Here is a 15723-nt window from a genome sequence, read left to right as displayed (position 1 = left end):
TCCTTCGTGACCCGCCGTGGACGAGATCGACCGCCGCATCATCCAGGCCCTGCGCGTCGACGGCCGGATCAGCAATGCCGACCTCGCCGCCGCAATCGGCCTGTCCGCCTCCGCCTGCCACCGCCGCGTGCGCCTGCTGGAGGAATCCGGGATCATCCGGGGCTACACGGCGCTGATCGGCGGCGGCGCCGACGCGCCGGGCCTCGTGGTGCTCACGCAGTTCACCCTGGACCGCCAGACCGAGGATTACCTCAACCGCTTCGAGGCGGCCGTCCGGCGCTGTCCCGAGGTGCAGGATTGCTATCTGATGACCGGGACGGCCGATTACCTGGTCAAGCTCAAGGTGGTCGACGCGGCCGATTACGAGCGGCTGCACAAGGATGTTCTGTCGCGTCTCCCCGGCGTGGCCCGGCTGCAATCGAGCTTCGCCATCCGGACCGTCGTGGCGGCGGGCCGGCCCCTCTGATGGCCGATGCGGATCAGGATGCGAGAGGAGCCCCGGCATGACGTCGAGTCCTGGTTCTGACGCGGTAGTCCCCTGCGACCTGCGCCTGCGCGATGTCACGCTCGCCGAAGGCCGCCGGGCGACCATCGACATCCGGGACGGCCGCGTGGCCGTCCTGCACGATCCCGGCGCGCCGCTGCCCCCCGCTGCACGCACGATCAACCTCGGCGGCGCCCTGGTGCTGCCGGGCTTGGCGGACGGGCACGTCCACCTCGACAAGTGCCTGCTCGGCCTCGCATGGCGCCCCCACCGGGCGCAGGGATCCGTCCGCGCGATCATCGCGGACGAGAAGGCCTTCCGCCGGACCACGCGGGTGCCGCTCGCCGCGCAGGGCGCCGAGGCCCTCCTCGAACGCATGCTCCGCGGCGGCACGACGAGCCTGCGGACTCATGTCGACATCGACGATGTCACGCGGCTCGACCACCTCGCCCAGATCCTCGACCTGCGGGCGCGCTGGTCCGACCGGATGCAGATCCAGATCGTCGCCTTCCCGCAGAGCGGGATCCTGGGATGCCCGCCGGTCGCGGGCGACCTGGACGCGGCCCTGCGGATGGGCGCCGATCTCGTCGGCGGCCTCGATCCCGTCGGCATCGACGGCGATCGCGACGGTCACCTGGACATCGTCTTCGCCCTGGCCGAGCGTCACGGAAGCGGTATCGACATCCACCTTCACGACGGCGGCGAAGCCGGCCTCGACACGATCGCGGCGATCGCGGCCCGCACGGCGGCGGCCGGCCTCGGCGGGCGGGTCACGATCAGCCACGCCTTCGCCCTCGCGGAAGCCGACGATCTCCAACTCGGCCGGATCGCGGAAGGCCTGAACCGGGCCGGCGTCGCGATCCTCAGCAGCGTGCCGGGCGGGCGCCGGTGCCCGCCGATTCCGCGGCTGCGGGACCTCGGCGTCCCGGTCTGCTTCGGCACCGACAATGTCCGCGACTGCTGGAATCCCGCCACGGTCACCGGCATGGTCGACCGCGCCCAGCTCGCCGCCTACCGGTTCGATCTCCGCACCGACGGAGAGCTCGCCGCGCTGCTCGATCCCGTCACAACCGTCCCGGCGCGGGTTCTGGGGCTGGGCCCGGGCGTGGTGGCGCCGGGGGCCCGGGCCGACCTGATCGCCTTCCGCGCCGGCAGCGTGCCCCAGGTGATCGTCGAGCGCCAGGCGCCCGTGCTCGTCGTGGCGCGGGGGACCGTCGCGGTCGACCGGCACGGTGCGGCCGCCGGAGGCCCGCCGCCGTGAACGACCGCGCCCTGCGCTACCTCCTCGCCGTCGTGCGCGCGGGCTCGGTCCGGGCCGCCGCCGAGGGCCTGAACGTCGCCGCCTCGGCCGTCAGTCGGCAGATCATCGAGCTGGAGGCGCAGGTCGGCGAGACGCTGCTCGAACGCCTGCCCCGGGGCGTGGTCCCCACCGAGGCCGGCCGTCTGGTCGCCGAGCACGCGCAGCGGCAGGCCGACGAGGCGGCGCTCTTGGAGGACCAGCTCAAGCGCCTGCGCGGGGTGCAGCGGGGGACGATCAGCCTGCGCTGCGGCGCCGGCTTCCTGATCGACCTCCTCGACAACGCCCTCGCGGGCTTCGCGCAGGACCATCCGGGCATCGCCTATCAGGTCGAGATCGGCACCACCGACGGCATCCTCGCGGCGATCGCGCGGGGTGAGGCGGATATCGGCCTCGTCTACAATCCGCCCGCGCATCCGGATGTCCGCGGCGTCGTCTCCGCCCGGCAGCCCTTGCTCGCCGTCCTGCCGAAGGGTCACCCCCTCGCCAATGGGTCGGCGCCGGTTCCCCTGCGCAGCTTCGCCACCGAGCCGGCCGCCCTGCTGCCGCCCGACCACGGGGTGCGCCAGCTCCTCGGCCGCGTCGAGGCGGATGGCGGGTTCCGGCTGGTGCCGCGGCTGGAGACGGCGTCCTTCGAACTGCACCGCCGCTTCGTCATGGCGGCCATGGGGGTGGCCTTCCTGCCCCGCTTCGTGGTCGCGGCCGAATTGCGCGCCGACCTCCTGGACGCGGTGCCGTTGCGCGACGCCATCCTGTCCGAGGCGAGCGCCCACTTGGTCATCCGGGCCGGGCGACGGCTGCCCGAGGGGGCGGCCCGGCTGCTGGGCTGGCTGGCCGACCACATGGTGGCGTTCCGGCCGCCGCCGGCCTGACCGGGACCGTGCTGAATTTCCGCACGCATCGTGCAGAAATCGGTTGTTGTCGCAACGCTCGATTGCCGGAACGATAGTGCCGCATCGTGAGGACGGATCGGCATGACCATCGCAACGGTAGGGGTCGTCGGGCTCGGCAATATGGGTCTGGGCATGGCCGCGACCCTGGCCCGCAAGGGCTTCACGGTCCTGGGCTACGACCTCAGCCCGGCCCGGCGCCCGGCCGCGGAGGCCGCCGGCGTGACCACCCTCAACACCCTCAACGAGGTCCTGCAAGCGGCCGACGCCCTGGTCTTCTCGCTGCCGCTGGCGCGGGACGTGGAGGCGGTGGTCACCGCGGAGGGCGGCCTCCTGTCCCGGACCGACCGGAAGGTAATCGTGGTCGACACCTCGACCTCGGATCCCGGCACCACCCGGCGCCTGGCCGAGCGCCTCGCCGCGGCCGGCCACGCCCTCCTCGACGCGCCGGTGAGCGGCGGACCGTCCGGCGCCGCCGAGGGCACCCTGACCATGATGGTCGGCGGGGCGGAGGCGGATTACGCCCTGGCCCGGCCGGTCCTGGAGGCCATGTCGGCCCGCGCGCCGCATGTCGGGCCCTCGGGCGCCGGCAACATCGTCAAGCTCGTCAACAACCTGCTGGTGGCGGCCCATCTCGTGACCACCGGCGAGGCCCTGCGCCTGTCCGAGGCCGCGGGCCTCTCGGCCGACGAGGCGGTCAAGGTCGTCAACACCGCCACCGGCCGCAGCGCGATCAGCGAGGTCATGGTCCCGCGCTGGGTCCAGTCCGGCACCTTCGACAGCGGCTTCTCGGCCGGCCTGATGCGCAAGGACGTGCGCCTCGCCCTGGAGCTCGCCGCCGAATGCGGGATCGACCTGCCGCTCTCCGCCGAGGTGAAGCGGATCTGGCAGGCCACGCAGGCCGCCATCCCCGACACGGCCGACTTCACCCGCATGGCCGATTACCGCGATCACAAGGGAGCCCACTGATGTCCGGCACGCCGCACTCGCCCGCCGCCGACCGGGTCGCCGCCCTCCTGGCCGACCTCCTGCCGGGCGGCCGCATCGGCAGCGTCGTGGCCGGCGAGGTCCTCGCCGGGACCGGCGCCGCCCTCGACCTCGTCAACCCCGCGGACGGCGGTGTGCTCGCGACCTTCGCCGATGCCGGGCCGTCGGTGGTCGATGCCGCCATGGCGGCGGCCCGCGACGCCCAGCGCGCGTGGTGGGGGATGAGCGCCGCCGCCCGGGGCCGGGCCCTGTGGGCGGTCGCCGCCCTGGTCCGGCAGCACGCCGGGGCGCTCGCCGAGCTGGAGACCCTCTCGGCCGGCAAGCCGATCCGCGACACGCGCGGCGAGGTCGCCAAGGTCGCCGAGATGTTCGAGTATTATGCCGGCTGGTGCGACAAGCTCCACGGCGACGTCATCCCGGTGCCGAGTTCGCACCTGAACTACACCCGTCACGAGCCCTTCGGCACCGTGGTGCAGATCACCCCCTGGAACGCGCCGATCTTCACCGCCGGCTGGCAGATCGCCCCGGCCCTCTGCGCCGGCAACGCCGTGGTGCTGAAGCCCTCCGAGCTGACGCCGCTGACCTCGCTGGCGCTGGGCCTGCTCTGCGACCGCGCCGAGGGGATGCCCCGCGGCCTCGTCTCGGTGCTCGCCGGCGCCGGTCCGACCACGGGGGCCGCCGCGGTGGCCCATCCCGACACCCGCCTCGTCGTGTTCGTCGGCTCGGCCGAGGCCGGCGCGCAGATCGCCGCCGCGGCGGCCCGCGCCATCGTGCCGAGCGTGCTGGAGCTCGGCGGCAAGTCGGCCAACATCGTGTTCGCCGACGCCGACCTCGACCGGGCGCTGATCGGCGCGCAGGCCGCGATCTTCGGCGGCGCCGGCCAGAGCTGCGTGGCGGGCTCCCGGCTCCTCGTGCACCGCTCGATCCACGCGTCCTTCGTGGAGCGCCTGTCCCACGCCGCCGCGCGCATCCCGGTGGGGGCGCCGACCGACCCGGCGACGCAGATCGGGCCGATCAACAACCGGCGCCAGCGCGACAAGATCGCCGGCATGGTCGAGGCCGCGGCGAGCGCCGGCGCCACCATCGCGGCCGGCGGCTCCTGCCCCGCGTCCCTGCGGGACACGGGCGGCTTCTATTTCGGCCCGACCATCGTGGACGGCGTCGCGCCGGACGCGGCGATCGCCCGGGAGGAGGTGTTCGGCCCGGTCCTCACGGTCCTGCCGTTCGACGGCGAGGACGAGGCGGTGGCGCTGGCCAACGGCACGCCCTACGGCCTCGCGGGCGCGGTCTGGACCGGCGACGGCGGCCGCGGCCACCGGGTCGCGGCGGCTTTGCGGGCCGGAACGGTGTGGGTCAACGGCTACAAGACCATCAACGTGGCCTCGCCGTTCGGCGGCTTCGGCCGCTCGGGCTTCGGCCGCTCCTCGGGCCGCGAGGCGCTGATGGCCTACACGCAGACCAAGAGCGTCTGGGTCGAGACCGCCGCCGCGCCGGCGGTGACCTTCGGATACGTGGGCTAGAGCTGTGCCCAACCGCGGAACGGTAGACTGACGGGCGAGCGACGCGGGCTCGGACAGCGCGACGGACCCCCTCTCCCGTGCGGGAGAGGGTTGGGGTGAGGGGCGCAGAAGGTTCAGGATCGGGCACGCTCTCAATGGGCGGTCCCGTCGAGTTTCCCTCGGACGCCGCACACCCCTCACCCTGTCCCTCTCCCGCACGGGAGAGGGGACCCGCGCTCCGTCCGGCTCAGGCACGCCCCTCGGCGTCGTCCCGCGCAGAGATCAACGACAAGACCGGCGATCAAGACCGGCAGGCGGAGCAACGGGCAGCCCCGACGGGGCCAAGGAGGATGACGATGGCGGGCGAACTGTTTGCGACGAACACGCGGCCGGACGCGCCGCCCGTCTCCGGCGGCGGGAAGCTGACGCTGTTCCTGCTCGCCCTGGTCATCGTCATCATCGCCGAGGCGATCGGCAACGTCAGCATCCCGGTGGGGGCCGGCAAGATCGTCCTGCTGCCGCTGCTCTGGGCCCTGCTCCTCGGCGGGGCCCTGGGGCTGATGAGCCCGCGCCTCCCGGCGCCCCTGCGGCTGACGGGCGCCCTGCAGAACGCGGCCGGCGCCTATCTCCAGCCGGCGCTGCTGATCTTCATCGCCAAGCTCGGCCTGCTGGTCGGGGGCTCGCTGCCGAAGATCCTGGCCTCGGGCTGGGCGCTCGCCTTCCAGGAATTCGGCCATTTCTTCGGGACGATGGTGTTCGGCCTGCCGGTGGCGCTCCTCCTCGGCATCAAGCGCGAGGCGATCGGCGCGACCTTCTCGGTCGGCCGCGAGCCGAGCCTCGCCATCATCGGCGAGCGCTACGGCATGGATTCTCCGGAGGGCCGCGGCGTGCTGGCGGAGTACCTGACCGGCACGGTGTTCGGCGCGGTGTTCATCGCCCTGCTGGCCGGGCTGATCGCCAGCCTGGGCGTCTTCAACCCGCTGGCCCTGGCGATGGGCGCCGGCGTCGGCTCCGGCAGCATGATGGCCGCCGCCTCGGGGGCGATCGCCGCTCAGCAGACCCCCGAGGTCGCCAAGGATGTCGCGACCTTCGCGGCGGCCAGCAACCTCGTCACCACGACGATCGGCACGTACTTCACCCTGTTCCTGTCGTTGCCCTTCACGATCTGGGCCTACGGCAAGCTGGAGCCGATCCTCGGCCGCAACCGGCCGGATGCCGCCCGCCCGGCGGCGGTCGACCCGCAGGCGGAGGCACCGGTCCATCAGGAGGTGCGGATCGGCCTCGCCGAGACCGTCCTGGCCTGGATCCTGATCGGTGCCTACGGGCTCATCGGCAACTGGCTGACCTACGGCGTCGTCCCGGACGCGAAGGTCGTCGGCGGGATGGCGATCATCATCGGCACCGTGCTGGCCGGCTGGATCGTCTACCTGCTCCTCGGCCGGCGCCTGCCGGCGGTCCTGTGGGTCTCGATCATCGGCATGGCCCTGACCTATCCCGGCACGCCCTACGCCGCCGAGATCGCCGCCCTGACCGGCAAGATCAACTTCCTGGCCCTGGCCACGCCGATCCTGACCTTCGCGGGCCTCTCCGTCGCCAAGGACGTGCCCGCCTTCCGCCGCCTCGGCTGGCGGATCGTGGTGGTCTCGTTCATGGCCAATGCCGGGACGTTCCTCGGCGCGGCCCTGATCGCGCAGTTCTTCATGCATCCGCCGCTGGGGTGAACCGCCGCGCCGTCCGGCGTAGGGTGAGGCAGGGGGAACGAGGCGCTCCGGCGGCCTCTGGCATGGGTGAGAGACCACATGGGGATCGAGGCAGAGACCGTGGAGCGGATGGTCGCGTGGCGGCGCGACCTGCACACCCATCCCGAACTGGCCTACCAGGAGGTCCGCACGGCGGATCTCGTCGCCCGGGAACTGGCCGCCTGCGGCCTGTCCGTGAAGACCGGGCTCGGGCGCACGGGCGTGGTCGGGACCCTGAGCCGGGGCGACGGCCCGATCATCGGCCTGCGGGCCGACATGGACGCCCTGCCGATCCAGGAGGCGACAGGCGTCGCCTACGCCTCCCGGACGCCCGGCGTGATGCATGCCTGCGGCCATGACGGCCACGTGGCGATGCTGCTCGGCGCGGCGCGGCATCTCGCGGCCCGCACCGACCTGACCGGGACGGTCCACTTCATCTTCCAGCCCGCGGAGGAGTGCGAGGGCGGCGGGCGCGCGATGGTCGAGGACGGCCTGTTCCGGCTGTTCCCCTGCGACTCCGTCTACGGGCTGCACAATTGGCCGGGCCTGCCCCTCGGGACCTTCGCGACCCGGGTCGGCGCCATCATGGCCTCCCTCGACACGTTCGAGATCGCGGTCACCGGATTCGGCACCCATGCGGCCATGCCGGAGCGCGGCACCGACACGCTCGTGGTCGTCTCCGAGATCGTCCTCGCCCTGCAGACCATCGTCAGCCGCCGCATCGCCCCCACGGAGCCGGTCGTGCTCAGCGTCACGCAGATCCATGGCGGCGACGCCTACAACGTCATTCCCGACCACGCCGTCATCCGCGGCACGGTCCGCTGCCTGGACGAGGCGGTGCGCAAGCGCGTCGCGGAACTCATCGAGGCCATCGCCGGCGGGACCGCCGGCACGCACGGCGCCCGCGCGGCGGTAGCGTACCGGTTCGGATACCCGGCCACGGTCAACACCGCCGATGCCGTCGGCACCGCCCTCGCGGCCGCCGAGACCGTCCCGGACATCTCTGCGCGCCGCGGCGATGTCGGCCCCTCCATGGCGTCGGAGGATTTCGCCTACATGCTCGAAGCCTGCCCGGGCGCCTATGCCTGGATCGGCACCGACGGGACGCGGCCGAGCCTGCCGCTCCACAATCCGGGCTACGATTTCAACGACGAGGCCCTGCCGGTCGGCGCGGCCTACTGGGCTGCACTGGCCACACACAGCCTCGGGACCTGAGGCTGCGGGACGGAAGGCGCGGCCGCGGACATCGTCGGTCTGTCCGCGGCGCAGGCTCCAGAATAACGCCCGCGCAGGCCGCGCGGGCGCATCTTGAGGGCGGGTGTCAGGCCGCCATCGGCGCGTAGCGCTTGTGACCCTTCACGTCGAAGCGGTCGAGCATCATGACCTTGTCCCAGACCTTGACGAAGTCCGCCACGAAGCGCCGCTGGCCGTCGCTGCCCGCGTAGGCGTCGGCGATCGACCGGAGCTGTGCGTTCGACCCGAAGACGAGGTCGCTGCGGGTCGCCTCGAACTTCGTCTGGCCGCTCGCACGGTCCTTGAGCGCGAAGGTCATCCCGTCCGCATCCGCCTTCTCCCAGACCAGATCGACGTCGGTCAGGTTGCGGAAGAAGTCGGTCGTCAGCACCCCGATCCGATCGGTCAGGACGCCCCGGTTCGACCCGTCGTGGTTGGCGTTGAGCGCCCGCAGGCCGCCGGTCAGGACGGTCCATTCCGGGGCCGTCAGCGTTAGCAGGTTGGCCTTGTCGAGGAACATCTCCTCCGGCGAGACGCTGCGGGTCATCTGCCCGAAGCCGTCATCGACGTAGTTGCGGAACCCGTCCACGACCGGCTTCAGCCACTCGAACATCTCGAGGTCCGTGAGCGCCTGCGTCGTGTCCACCCGGCCCGGCGTGAACGGCACCGGCGTGTCGACTCCGGCATCGCGGGCCGCCTTCTCCACGGCGACGCAGCCGCCGAGCACGATCAGGTCCGCGAGGGAGATCTTCTTCCCGTCGCTGCGCCCGCCGTTGAAGGTCGACATCACGTTGCGCAGGGCCTCGATCACCGGCGCGGCCCGGCGGTTGACGGCCCAATCCTTCTGCGGGGCGAGGGCGAGTCGGCCGCCATTGGCACCGCCGCGCTTGTCGCTGTCCCGATAGGTCGAGGCCGCCGAGAAGGCCGTGAAGGCCAGATCGGACACCGACAGGCCGGTCCCGGCGATCGCCTGCTTCAGCACGGCGATCTCGGCCTCGCCGACGAGGTCGTAGTCACGCTCCGGCAGCGGATCCTGCCACAGGAGCCCGTCCTCGATCACCACCTCCGGGCCGAGATAGCGGTGCTTCGGACCCATGTCGCGGTGCGTGAGCTTGTACCACGCCTTGGAGAAGGCCTGGGTGAAGGCGTCGAAGTCGTTGAGGAACTTCTCGCAGACCTTGCGGTACTCGGGATCGACCTTGAGGGCGATGTCCGAGGTCATCATCATCAGCGGGTGCATCTGACCCGCGACATGGGCGTCCGGCGTCTTCGGCGCGTTGGGGTCCTTCGGCGTCCACTGGAGCGCCCCGGCCGGGCTCTTGGTCTGTTCCCACTCGAACTTGAAGAGGTTCTCCAGGTAGGCGTTGTCCCACTTGGTCGGATCGGGCGTCCAGCTGCCCTCGATGCCGTTGGTCATCGTGTCCTTGCCGGAGCCGGACCCCTTCGGATTGTGCCAGCCGAGGCCCATCGCCTCCATCGGCGCCATCTCGGGGGGCGGACCGATCTCCTTGGCGGGGGTCATGCCGTGGCTCTTGCCGAAGGCGTGGCCGCCCGCGATCAGCGCCACGGTCTCCTCGTCGTTCATCGCCATGCGGGTGAAGGTCACCCGGATGTCGTTGGCCGACCCCTGCGGATCGCCGTTGGCGTAGGGTCCCTCGGGGTTCACGTAGATGAGCGCCTGGTGGGAGGCGGCGAGCGGGTTCTCCAGGTCGTAGTCGGCGTCGCCGTTCTTGCCGCGCCAGCGCTTGTCGCGGTTCACCATGTCGTCGAAGCTCGAGACCGAGCCCATCTCGACCACCTCGGGGCCCCAGTAGGTGGCGTTGTCCGCCTCCCAGGCGTCGAGCCGCCCGCCGCCGAACCCGTAGGTCGGCAGGCCCATGATCTCCAGGGCGCAATTGCCGGTCAGGACCATCAGGTCGGCCCAGGACAGGGCGTTGCCGTACTTGTGCTTGATCGGCTGCAGGAGGCGGCGCGACTTGTCGGTGTTGCCGTTGTCCCACCAGCTCGAGATCGGCGCGAAGCGCTGCATGCCGGTGCCGGCGCCGCCGCGCCCGTCGGCGATCCGGTAGGTGCCGGCCGAGTGCCAGGCCATGCGGATCATCTGCGGGCCGTAATTGCCGTAGTCGGAGGGCCACCAGTCCACCGACGAGGTCAGGAACTGCTTGATGTCGCGCTTGAGCGCCTCGAAGTCGATCTTGGCGAACTCAGCCGCGTAGTCGAAATCCGGCCCGAGGGGATCGGCCGCCAGCCCGTTCTGGTGGAGCACTTCCACCCGCAGGCGATGGGGATACCAGTTCTCCAGCGTCGGCCGGTTGCCGTGGGCGCCGCCGATCCGGTCGCCGCCGAACGGACACTTGCCCGCCATCGGGAACGTCGTGGTGTCCGTCTTGTCGATCGTCTCGCTCATCAGTGGTCCCCTAGGCATTGAGCCGCCGGCCGCCCGAGGCTCGGGCATCGAAGGCGGCGGGGCGGTGCAGGCAGTTCGAACCTCCGGGGAATCCCCGTCGCGCTCGAGGCTGGTGACGAAATGAGGCAGTCGCTCCCGGGATCAAGTTCGGAGCAGCGAAGTCCTTCCAAGGACCGGGGCAGGCGGCCTCGCAATAGTGCCGATGACATTGCCGTGATCCGACACGCCTCCGCAGGCGCCGAGGGCGCGCGGGGATTCCACGTCGACACGGATACCCGCCCGGGGGTCGCTGATCCTCGCGAATCTGTGTCTCGGCGTGTCAGCGCACCACTTGGCGTACCCTCTGGCGTGAATCCGCTCCTCGTCAGGGCGCCGGACGCGCGCTGGCTGCCGGGGCGGCCCCGCCGGAGCCCGTCTCGGAACCGGTCACGACCTTTCGGGCCGCGGCCTGGCTCTGGCTGACGTAATCGGGGGGCGATGCCGCGCCCTGCCAGATCAGCAGACCGGCCCATGCGGCGATCATCAGCGCCACACTCACGGCGAGCACGACGAGAACCGGCCTGCCCCGCCGGCCCTGGCGGCTCTCCTGAGCCGTGCGACGTTCGATCATCCGCTCCTCGCTGAGCCCGTCTTTAGACATCCGGGCTCAAACCCGCGACGCTGCGCCTGGGTCCCGCCCTGCGACGCTGTGCACCGCCGCTGCCCTCGGCCCCATTGGCGGCGATGCGCGAGGATCATACAGTCATACACATGACCTTCACGCCCGCGCCGCAGCCCGATCTCCGTCTGCCGCTCTATCAGCGACTGCGCGACGCGATCGCCTTCCAGATCGCGCGCAACGTCTGGCGGTCGGGCGAACCGATTCCCACGGAGGCGGAACTCGCGGCGACCCATCGCGTCGCCATCGGCACCGTGCGCAAGGCGATCGATGTCCTGGTCGCCGACGGCTTGGTGGAGCGTCAGCAGGGCCGTGGCACCTTCGTCCGCCGGCCGCGCTTCGACCGATCCTTGTTCCGGTTCTTCCGGCATCTAGGGCCGGATGGGAGCCAGGCCGTGCCGGAAGGGCGGATCCTGCTGCGCGAGGCCCGGCCGGCGCCCGCGGCCGTGCGCGAAGCCCTCGGCCCCGACGCAGGCGGCGAGGCGATCCGCCTGATCCGGACGCGGCTCCTGCAGGGCCGACCGATCCTGTCCGAGGAGATCTGGCTGCCGGCCGCGCGCTTCGCACCGCTCCTCGAGACTCCGCTGACGGAGATCGGCGATCTCCTCTACCCCGCCTACGAGCGCCTCTGCGGCGAGATCGTCGCCCGGGCGGAGGAGACCCTGACGGTCGGCATCGCCGATGCGACCGACGCCGAGCGCCTCGGGATCGCGGAGGGCGAGCCCGTCGTCGTGATCGCGCGCCTCGCCTTCGGCTTCGACGCCCGCCCGATCGAGTGGCGCGTGACGCGCGGCGCCGCCAAGGACTTCCGGTACCACATCGACATCCGGTGAAAGGCCGCCGCCTTGACGGGCTGTCGGGCCCATGCTCATTAAGTCATATAAATGACTAGTCCTCTTCAGAGGGCGGAGGAAAGCCCGTGTTCCGCTGGTACCGTGAGGTCGGTCCGGCCGAGCGTCGCACCTTCTGGGCCTGTCTGGGCGGGTGGTCGCTCGACGCCCTGGACGTGCAGATGTTCAGCCTCGCCATCCCCGCCCTGGTCGCGAGCTTCGGGCTCAGCCGCCCGGAGGCCGGCCTGATCGGCGCGGTCACGCTGGTCACGGCGGCGATCGGCGGCTGGCTCGGCGGCCTCATGGCGGATCGGATCGGCCGCGTCCGGGCCCTCCAGATCACGGTGCTGTGGTTCGCGGTCGCGACCTTCCTGGCGGCCTTCGCGCAGAGCTTCGGCCAGCTCTTGATCGTGAAGGCGCTACAGGGGATCGGCTTCGGCGCCGAATGGGCGGCCGGCGCGGTCCTGATGGCGGATGCCATTCGGCCCGAGCATCGCGGCAAGGCGCTGGGCGCCGTCCAGGGCGGCTGGGCGCTCGGCTGGGGCGCGGCCGTGCTCCTGTCCACCGCGGCCTTCTCCGTCCTGGATCAGGAGACCGCCTGGCGGGCTCTGTTCGCCTGCGGCCTCGCGCCCGCGCTCCTCGTCCTCTACCTCCGCCGCTCGGTCCCGGAGCCGGTCCGACCGGCCGCCGGACCGATCCGGCCGGCCATCGGGCCGCTCCTGATCTTCTCGCCCGGCCTGCGCCGGATCACGGTGATCGGGACACTGCTCGGGCTGGGGGCGCACGGGGGCTTCCACGCCCTGTTCACGTGGCTGCCCACGTATCTGAGCGTTGAGCGCGGCGCCTCCGTGGCGGGCACCGGGCTCTACCTCGCGATCATCATCGCGGCCTTCGGCCTGGGCTGCCTCGTGGCGGGCGGCCTCGTGGACCGGCTCGGCCGCCGGCGGACGGTGGCGTTGTTCGCCGCCGGCTGCATGGCCCTGGTCGTCCTCTACCTGCTGGTGCCGGTCGGCGGCACGGGGCTGCTCCTTCTCGGCGCCCCGCTCGGTTTCTGCACGGCCGGGATCCCCGCGAGTCTCGCCGCTCTGTTCAGCGAGCTCTTCCCGGACGGCCTGCGCGGGACCGGGATGGGCTTCTGCTACAATGCCGGCCGTCTCGCCTCCGGGGTGCTGCCCCTCGGCGTCGGCCTGCTCAGCGAGATCTGCGGCCTTGGGACGGCGATCGGACTGTCGGCCATCGGCGCCTACGGGCTCGTCCTCCTCGCCGTCGCGCTCCTGCCGGATCGGCAGTCCGGCGGCGCGCTGCTCCCCCAGACCGTGAGATGATCCGATGAACCGGCGCCTGTTTTGCCGTACCCTGTTCGCGGGCGGCGTCGCGCTCGCATTCCCCGTCTGCGGCCGGGCGGCCGAGACGGGCCTCGACGCGCGCGACGGCGTGGCGGCGGTGGATACCCACGCCCACGTCTTCACCCGGACCCTCACCCTGGTCGGGGACCGGCGCTACGCCCCGGCCTACGACGCGAGCATCGCCGATTATCGCGCCATGCTGGACCGGAACGGCATGGCGCGCGGCGTGCTGATCCAGCCGAGCTTCCTCGGCACCGACAACAGCTACATGGTCTCGGCCCTGCGATCCGCCCCGGAGCGGCTGCGCGGCATCGCGGTGCTGGACCCCGCGGCGGAGACGGCCACCCTGCGCGATCTCGCCGACCAGGGCGTCGTCGGTCTGCGCCTCAACCTGATCGGCCGGCCGGACCCGGAGTTCGGCAGTCCGGTCTGGCGGGCCCACCTCGCCCGCGTGGCGGATCTCGGCTGGCAGATCGAGGTCCAGGCCGAGGCGCGGCGCCTCGCGCATCTGCTGCCGCCGCTGATCGAAGCGGGCGTTCCGGTGGTGGTCGATCATTTCGGCCGGATCGACCCCGCCCTCGGCATCGCCGATCCGGGCTTCGCCGACCTCCTCGGCTTCGGCCGCGGCGGCCGCGTCTGGGTCAAGCTCTCGGGCGCCTACCGCATCGGCAGCGGCGCGGCCGGCCGGCAGACGGCGCTGCAGGCGGCCGAGCGCCTGCGCGGTGCCTTCGGTGCGCGGCGCCTGCTCTGGGGCAGCGACTGGCCGCACACGCAGTTCGAGACCCAGGCCAGCCCCGCCGAAGCGCGGCGCGACCTCGACGCCTGGGTACCCGACCCGGCCGAGCGCCGGATCATCCTGGGCGAGACGCCCGCCGCCCTTTTCCGCTTCGACCACTGAGCCGCCCGGCGCGCGCCAGCCCGGATTTCAACGAGGACAGGACCATGGCAACACCGACCATGCCTCACGGGGCGGACGCGGCCGCCTTCGAGAGCCGAACGATGCGGAAGGTCGGCCTGCGCCTGATCCCCTTCCTCGTGCTCTGCTACTTCATCGCCTACGTCGACCGGGTGAATGTCGGATTCGCGGCGCTGACCATGAACCGCGACCTCGGCCTTTCCGCCGCGGCCTTCGGCCTGGGCGGCGGCCTGTTCTTCGTGGCCTACGTGCTGTTCGAGGTGCCGAGCAACCTCGCCATGGAGCGGGTCGGCGCCCGGATCTGGATCGCGCGGATCATGATCACCTGGGGGCTCGTCGGCATCGGTTCGGCCTTCGTCACCGGTCCGGCGAGCTTCGCCACCGCCCGCTTCCTGCTCGGCGCGGCCGAGGCCGGCTTCTTCCCCGGCGTGATCCTGTACCTGACCTACTGGTTCCCCAAGGCCTACCGGGCGCGGATCGTGGCGATGTTCATGGTCGCGATCCCGCTCTCCAGCTTCTTCGGCTCGCCGCTCTCGGCGGCGCTGCTCACCCTCGACGGGGCCGCGTCCCTGCGCGGCTGGCAGTGGCTGCTGATCATGGAGGCGATCCCGGCCGTCCTCCTCGGCATCGCCGCCCTGGCGCTGCTGCCGAGCCGGCCGGCCGAGGCGGCCTTCCTGAGCCCGGCGGAGCGCCGATGGCTGGCGGACCGGCTGGAGACCGAGCGCCGCGCCGCGGAGGCGGGTTCATCCCACCACGCCCACGGCCTCGCGGCGGTGTGGGCGGTGCTCGCCAGCCGTCAGGTCTGGCTCCTCGCCGTGATCTACGCGGGCAGCTCGGCCACCAGCAACACGCTGTCACTGTGGATGCCGCAGATCCTCAAGGGGTTCGGCCTCAGCAACCTGGAGACCGGCCTGCTGAACATGATCCCCTTCGGCATCGCCTCGGTGTTCATGATCGTCTGGGGCCTGCGGGCGGACCGCAGCGGCGAGCGCATCTGGAGCACGGCCCTGCCGCTGGCACTGACCTCGCTGAGCTTCGCCCTGACCCTGCTGACGGGCTCCCTCTGGATCACCCTGGTCCTGCTCTCGCTGGTCCTGCTCGGCAATTACGCGATCAAGGGCCCGTTCTTCGCCCTGGCGACCGAGACGCTGCCGCCGGCCCAGACGGCGGCCGGCATCGCGGCGATCAACACGCTGGCGCATCTGGGGACCGGAGCGATCACCTCGCTGATCGGGGTGCTGCGCGAGCAGACCGGCAGCTTCCCCGTCGCCCTGCTGCCGCTCTGCGCCCTCACGGGCATCGGCTGTGCCCTGGTCTTCTGGATCGGCCGGCACCCGTCGCGGCCGCCGGCCGTCGGCCCGGCCCCGTCGGTGGCGGGGGGCTGAGGCGGCGGGGAACCGTCCGGCCGCCCGTCGATCCCGCGACCGGCCTCCTCGG

Annotated in this window: 13 protein-coding genes; 11 read left to right on the top strand and 2 right to left on the bottom strand. The window is 72.0% G+C overall.

What is annotated here, in order from left to right; genetic code table 11:
- The first annotated feature begins 16 nt into the window (after nucleotides 1–16).
- The 7 genes from ABC766_RS14640 to ABC766_RS14610 all read left to right on the top strand — a co-directional run bounded on the left by ABC766_RS14640 (nucleotide 17) and on the right by ABC766_RS14610 (nucleotide 8111).
- Nucleotides 17–466 (top strand): Lrp/AsnC family transcriptional regulator, encoded by a 450-nt coding sequence (locus ABC766_RS14640; protein ID WP_043354111.1) that lies wholly within the window; start codon nucleotides 17–19, stop codon nucleotides 464–466.
- Between the two features lie 37 nt (nucleotides 467–503).
- The gene (locus ABC766_RS14635) at nucleotides 504–1745 is read left to right on the top strand and encodes an amidohydrolase (RefSeq protein ID WP_345822527.1); all 1242 of its coding nucleotides are present in this window, start codon (nucleotides 504–506) and stop codon (nucleotides 1743–1745) included.
- Nucleotides 1742–2653, top strand: coding sequence for a LysR family transcriptional regulator (locus ABC766_RS14630; protein WP_043354113.1), 912 nt, complete (start codon nucleotides 1742–1744; stop codon nucleotides 2651–2653). Before ABC766_RS14635 ends, ABC766_RS14630 begins: the two co-directional genes overlap by 4 nt.
- Before the next feature lie 102 nt (nucleotides 2654–2755).
- Entirely contained in the window at nucleotides 2756–3640 is an 885-nt protein-coding gene (locus tag ABC766_RS14625; protein ID WP_345822526.1) for an NAD(P)-dependent oxidoreductase, read from the top strand.
- A complete protein-coding gene (locus ABC766_RS14620; RefSeq protein ID WP_345822525.1) occupies nucleotides 3640–5178 on the top strand; it encodes an aldehyde dehydrogenase family protein in 1539 nt (512 codons plus the stop codon). The genes ABC766_RS14625 and ABC766_RS14620 overlap by 1 nt, the downstream gene beginning before the upstream one ends.
- 335 nt (nucleotides 5179–5513) lie before the next feature.
- Nucleotides 5514–6878, top strand: coding sequence for a DUF3100 domain-containing protein (locus ABC766_RS14615; RefSeq protein WP_236952765.1), 1365 nt, complete (start codon nucleotides 5514–5516; stop codon nucleotides 6876–6878).
- A 78-nt stretch (nucleotides 6879–6956) separates the two neighbouring features.
- Complete coding sequence (locus ABC766_RS14610) at nucleotides 6957–8111, top strand: M20 aminoacylase family protein (protein WP_345822524.1); 1155 nt, start codon at nucleotides 6957–6959, stop codon at nucleotides 8109–8111.
- Between the two features lie 106 nt (nucleotides 8112–8217).
- Here the strand turns inward: ABC766_RS14610 and katG are convergent, their stop codons facing one another.
- Nucleotides 8218–10536 carry a catalase/peroxidase HPI gene (gene katG / locus ABC766_RS14605; RefSeq protein WP_345822523.1) on the bottom strand — a complete coding sequence of 773 codons (2319 nt, stop codon included), beginning with the start codon at nucleotides 10534–10536 and terminating at the stop codon, nucleotides 8218–8220.
- 364 nt (nucleotides 10537–10900) lie between these two features.
- Entirely contained in the window at nucleotides 10901–11146 is a 246-nt protein-coding gene (locus tag ABC766_RS14600; RefSeq protein WP_345822522.1) for a hypothetical protein, read from the bottom strand.
- Between the two features lie 140 nt (nucleotides 11147–11286).
- On the opposite strand from ABC766_RS14600, the gene ABC766_RS14595 reads away from it, so the two are divergent.
- From ABC766_RS14595 to ABC766_RS14580, 4 genes are all read left to right on the top strand, one after another.
- On the top strand, nucleotides 11287–12027 hold the full coding sequence (locus tag ABC766_RS14595; RefSeq protein ID WP_279900030.1) for a GntR family transcriptional regulator: 741 nt from the start codon (nucleotides 11287–11289) through the stop codon (nucleotides 12025–12027).
- A gap of 86 nt (nucleotides 12028–12113) precedes the next feature.
- On the top strand, nucleotides 12114–13349 hold the full coding sequence (locus ABC766_RS14590) for an MFS transporter (protein WP_075381203.1): 1236 nt from the start codon (nucleotides 12114–12116) through the stop codon (nucleotides 13347–13349).
- 4 nt (nucleotides 13350–13353) lie between these two features.
- Nucleotides 13354–14268, top strand: coding sequence for an amidohydrolase family protein (locus ABC766_RS14585; protein WP_345822521.1), 915 nt, complete (start codon nucleotides 13354–13356; stop codon nucleotides 14266–14268).
- Nucleotides 14269–14312: 44 nt separating this feature from the next.
- The gene (locus ABC766_RS14580; RefSeq protein WP_083683655.1) at nucleotides 14313–15671 is read left to right on the top strand and encodes an MFS transporter; all 1359 of its coding nucleotides are present in this window, start codon (nucleotides 14313–14315) and stop codon (nucleotides 15669–15671) included.
- Nucleotides 15672–15723: the final 52 nt, after the last annotated feature.

It is taken from the genome of Methylobacterium fujisawaense (assembly GCF_039619325.1).
GTDB classification, from domain to species: domain Bacteria; phylum Pseudomonadota; class Alphaproteobacteria; order Rhizobiales; family Beijerinckiaceae; genus Methylobacterium; species Methylobacterium fujisawaense.
Note: the sequence above shows the minus strand (reverse complement) of the source record. Positions and strands in the feature narration are given on the sequence as shown.

Excerpts from the sequence above, each read along its gene's own strand:
- ABC766_RS14635 (WP_345822527.1), top strand. The coding sequence starts at position 504 with ATGACGTCGAGTCCTGGTTCTGACGCGGTAGTCCCCTGCGACCTGCGC.
- ABC766_RS14625 (WP_345822526.1), top strand. The coding sequence starts at position 2,756 with ATGACCATCGCAACGGTAGGGGTCGTCGGGCTCGGCAATATGGGTCTG.
- ABC766_RS14620 (WP_345822525.1), top strand. The coding sequence starts at position 3,640 with ATGTCCGGCACGCCGCACTCGCCCGCCGCCGACCGGGTCGCCGCCCTC.
- ABC766_RS14615 (WP_236952765.1), top strand. The coding sequence starts at position 5,514 with ATGGCGGGCGAACTGTTTGCGACGAACACGCGGCCGGACGCGCCGCCC.
- ABC766_RS14610 (WP_345822524.1), top strand. The coding sequence starts at position 6,957 with ATGGGGATCGAGGCAGAGACCGTGGAGCGGATGGTCGCGTGGCGGCGC.
- katG (WP_345822523.1), bottom strand. The coding sequence starts at position 10,536 with ATGAGCGAGACGATCGACAAGACGGACACCACGACGTTCCCGATGGCG.
- ABC766_RS14600 (WP_345822522.1), bottom strand. The coding sequence starts at position 11,146 with ATGATCGAACGTCGCACGGCTCAGGAGAGCCGCCAGGGCCGGCGGGGC.
- ABC766_RS14595 (WP_279900030.1), top strand. The coding sequence starts at position 11,287 with ATGACCTTCACGCCCGCGCCGCAGCCCGATCTCCGTCTGCCGCTCTAT.
- ABC766_RS14585 (WP_345822521.1), top strand. The coding sequence starts at position 13,354 with ATGAACCGGCGCCTGTTTTGCCGTACCCTGTTCGCGGGCGGCGTCGCG.
- ABC766_RS14580 (WP_083683655.1), top strand. The coding sequence starts at position 14,313 with ATGGCAACACCGACCATGCCTCACGGGGCGGACGCGGCCGCCTTCGAG.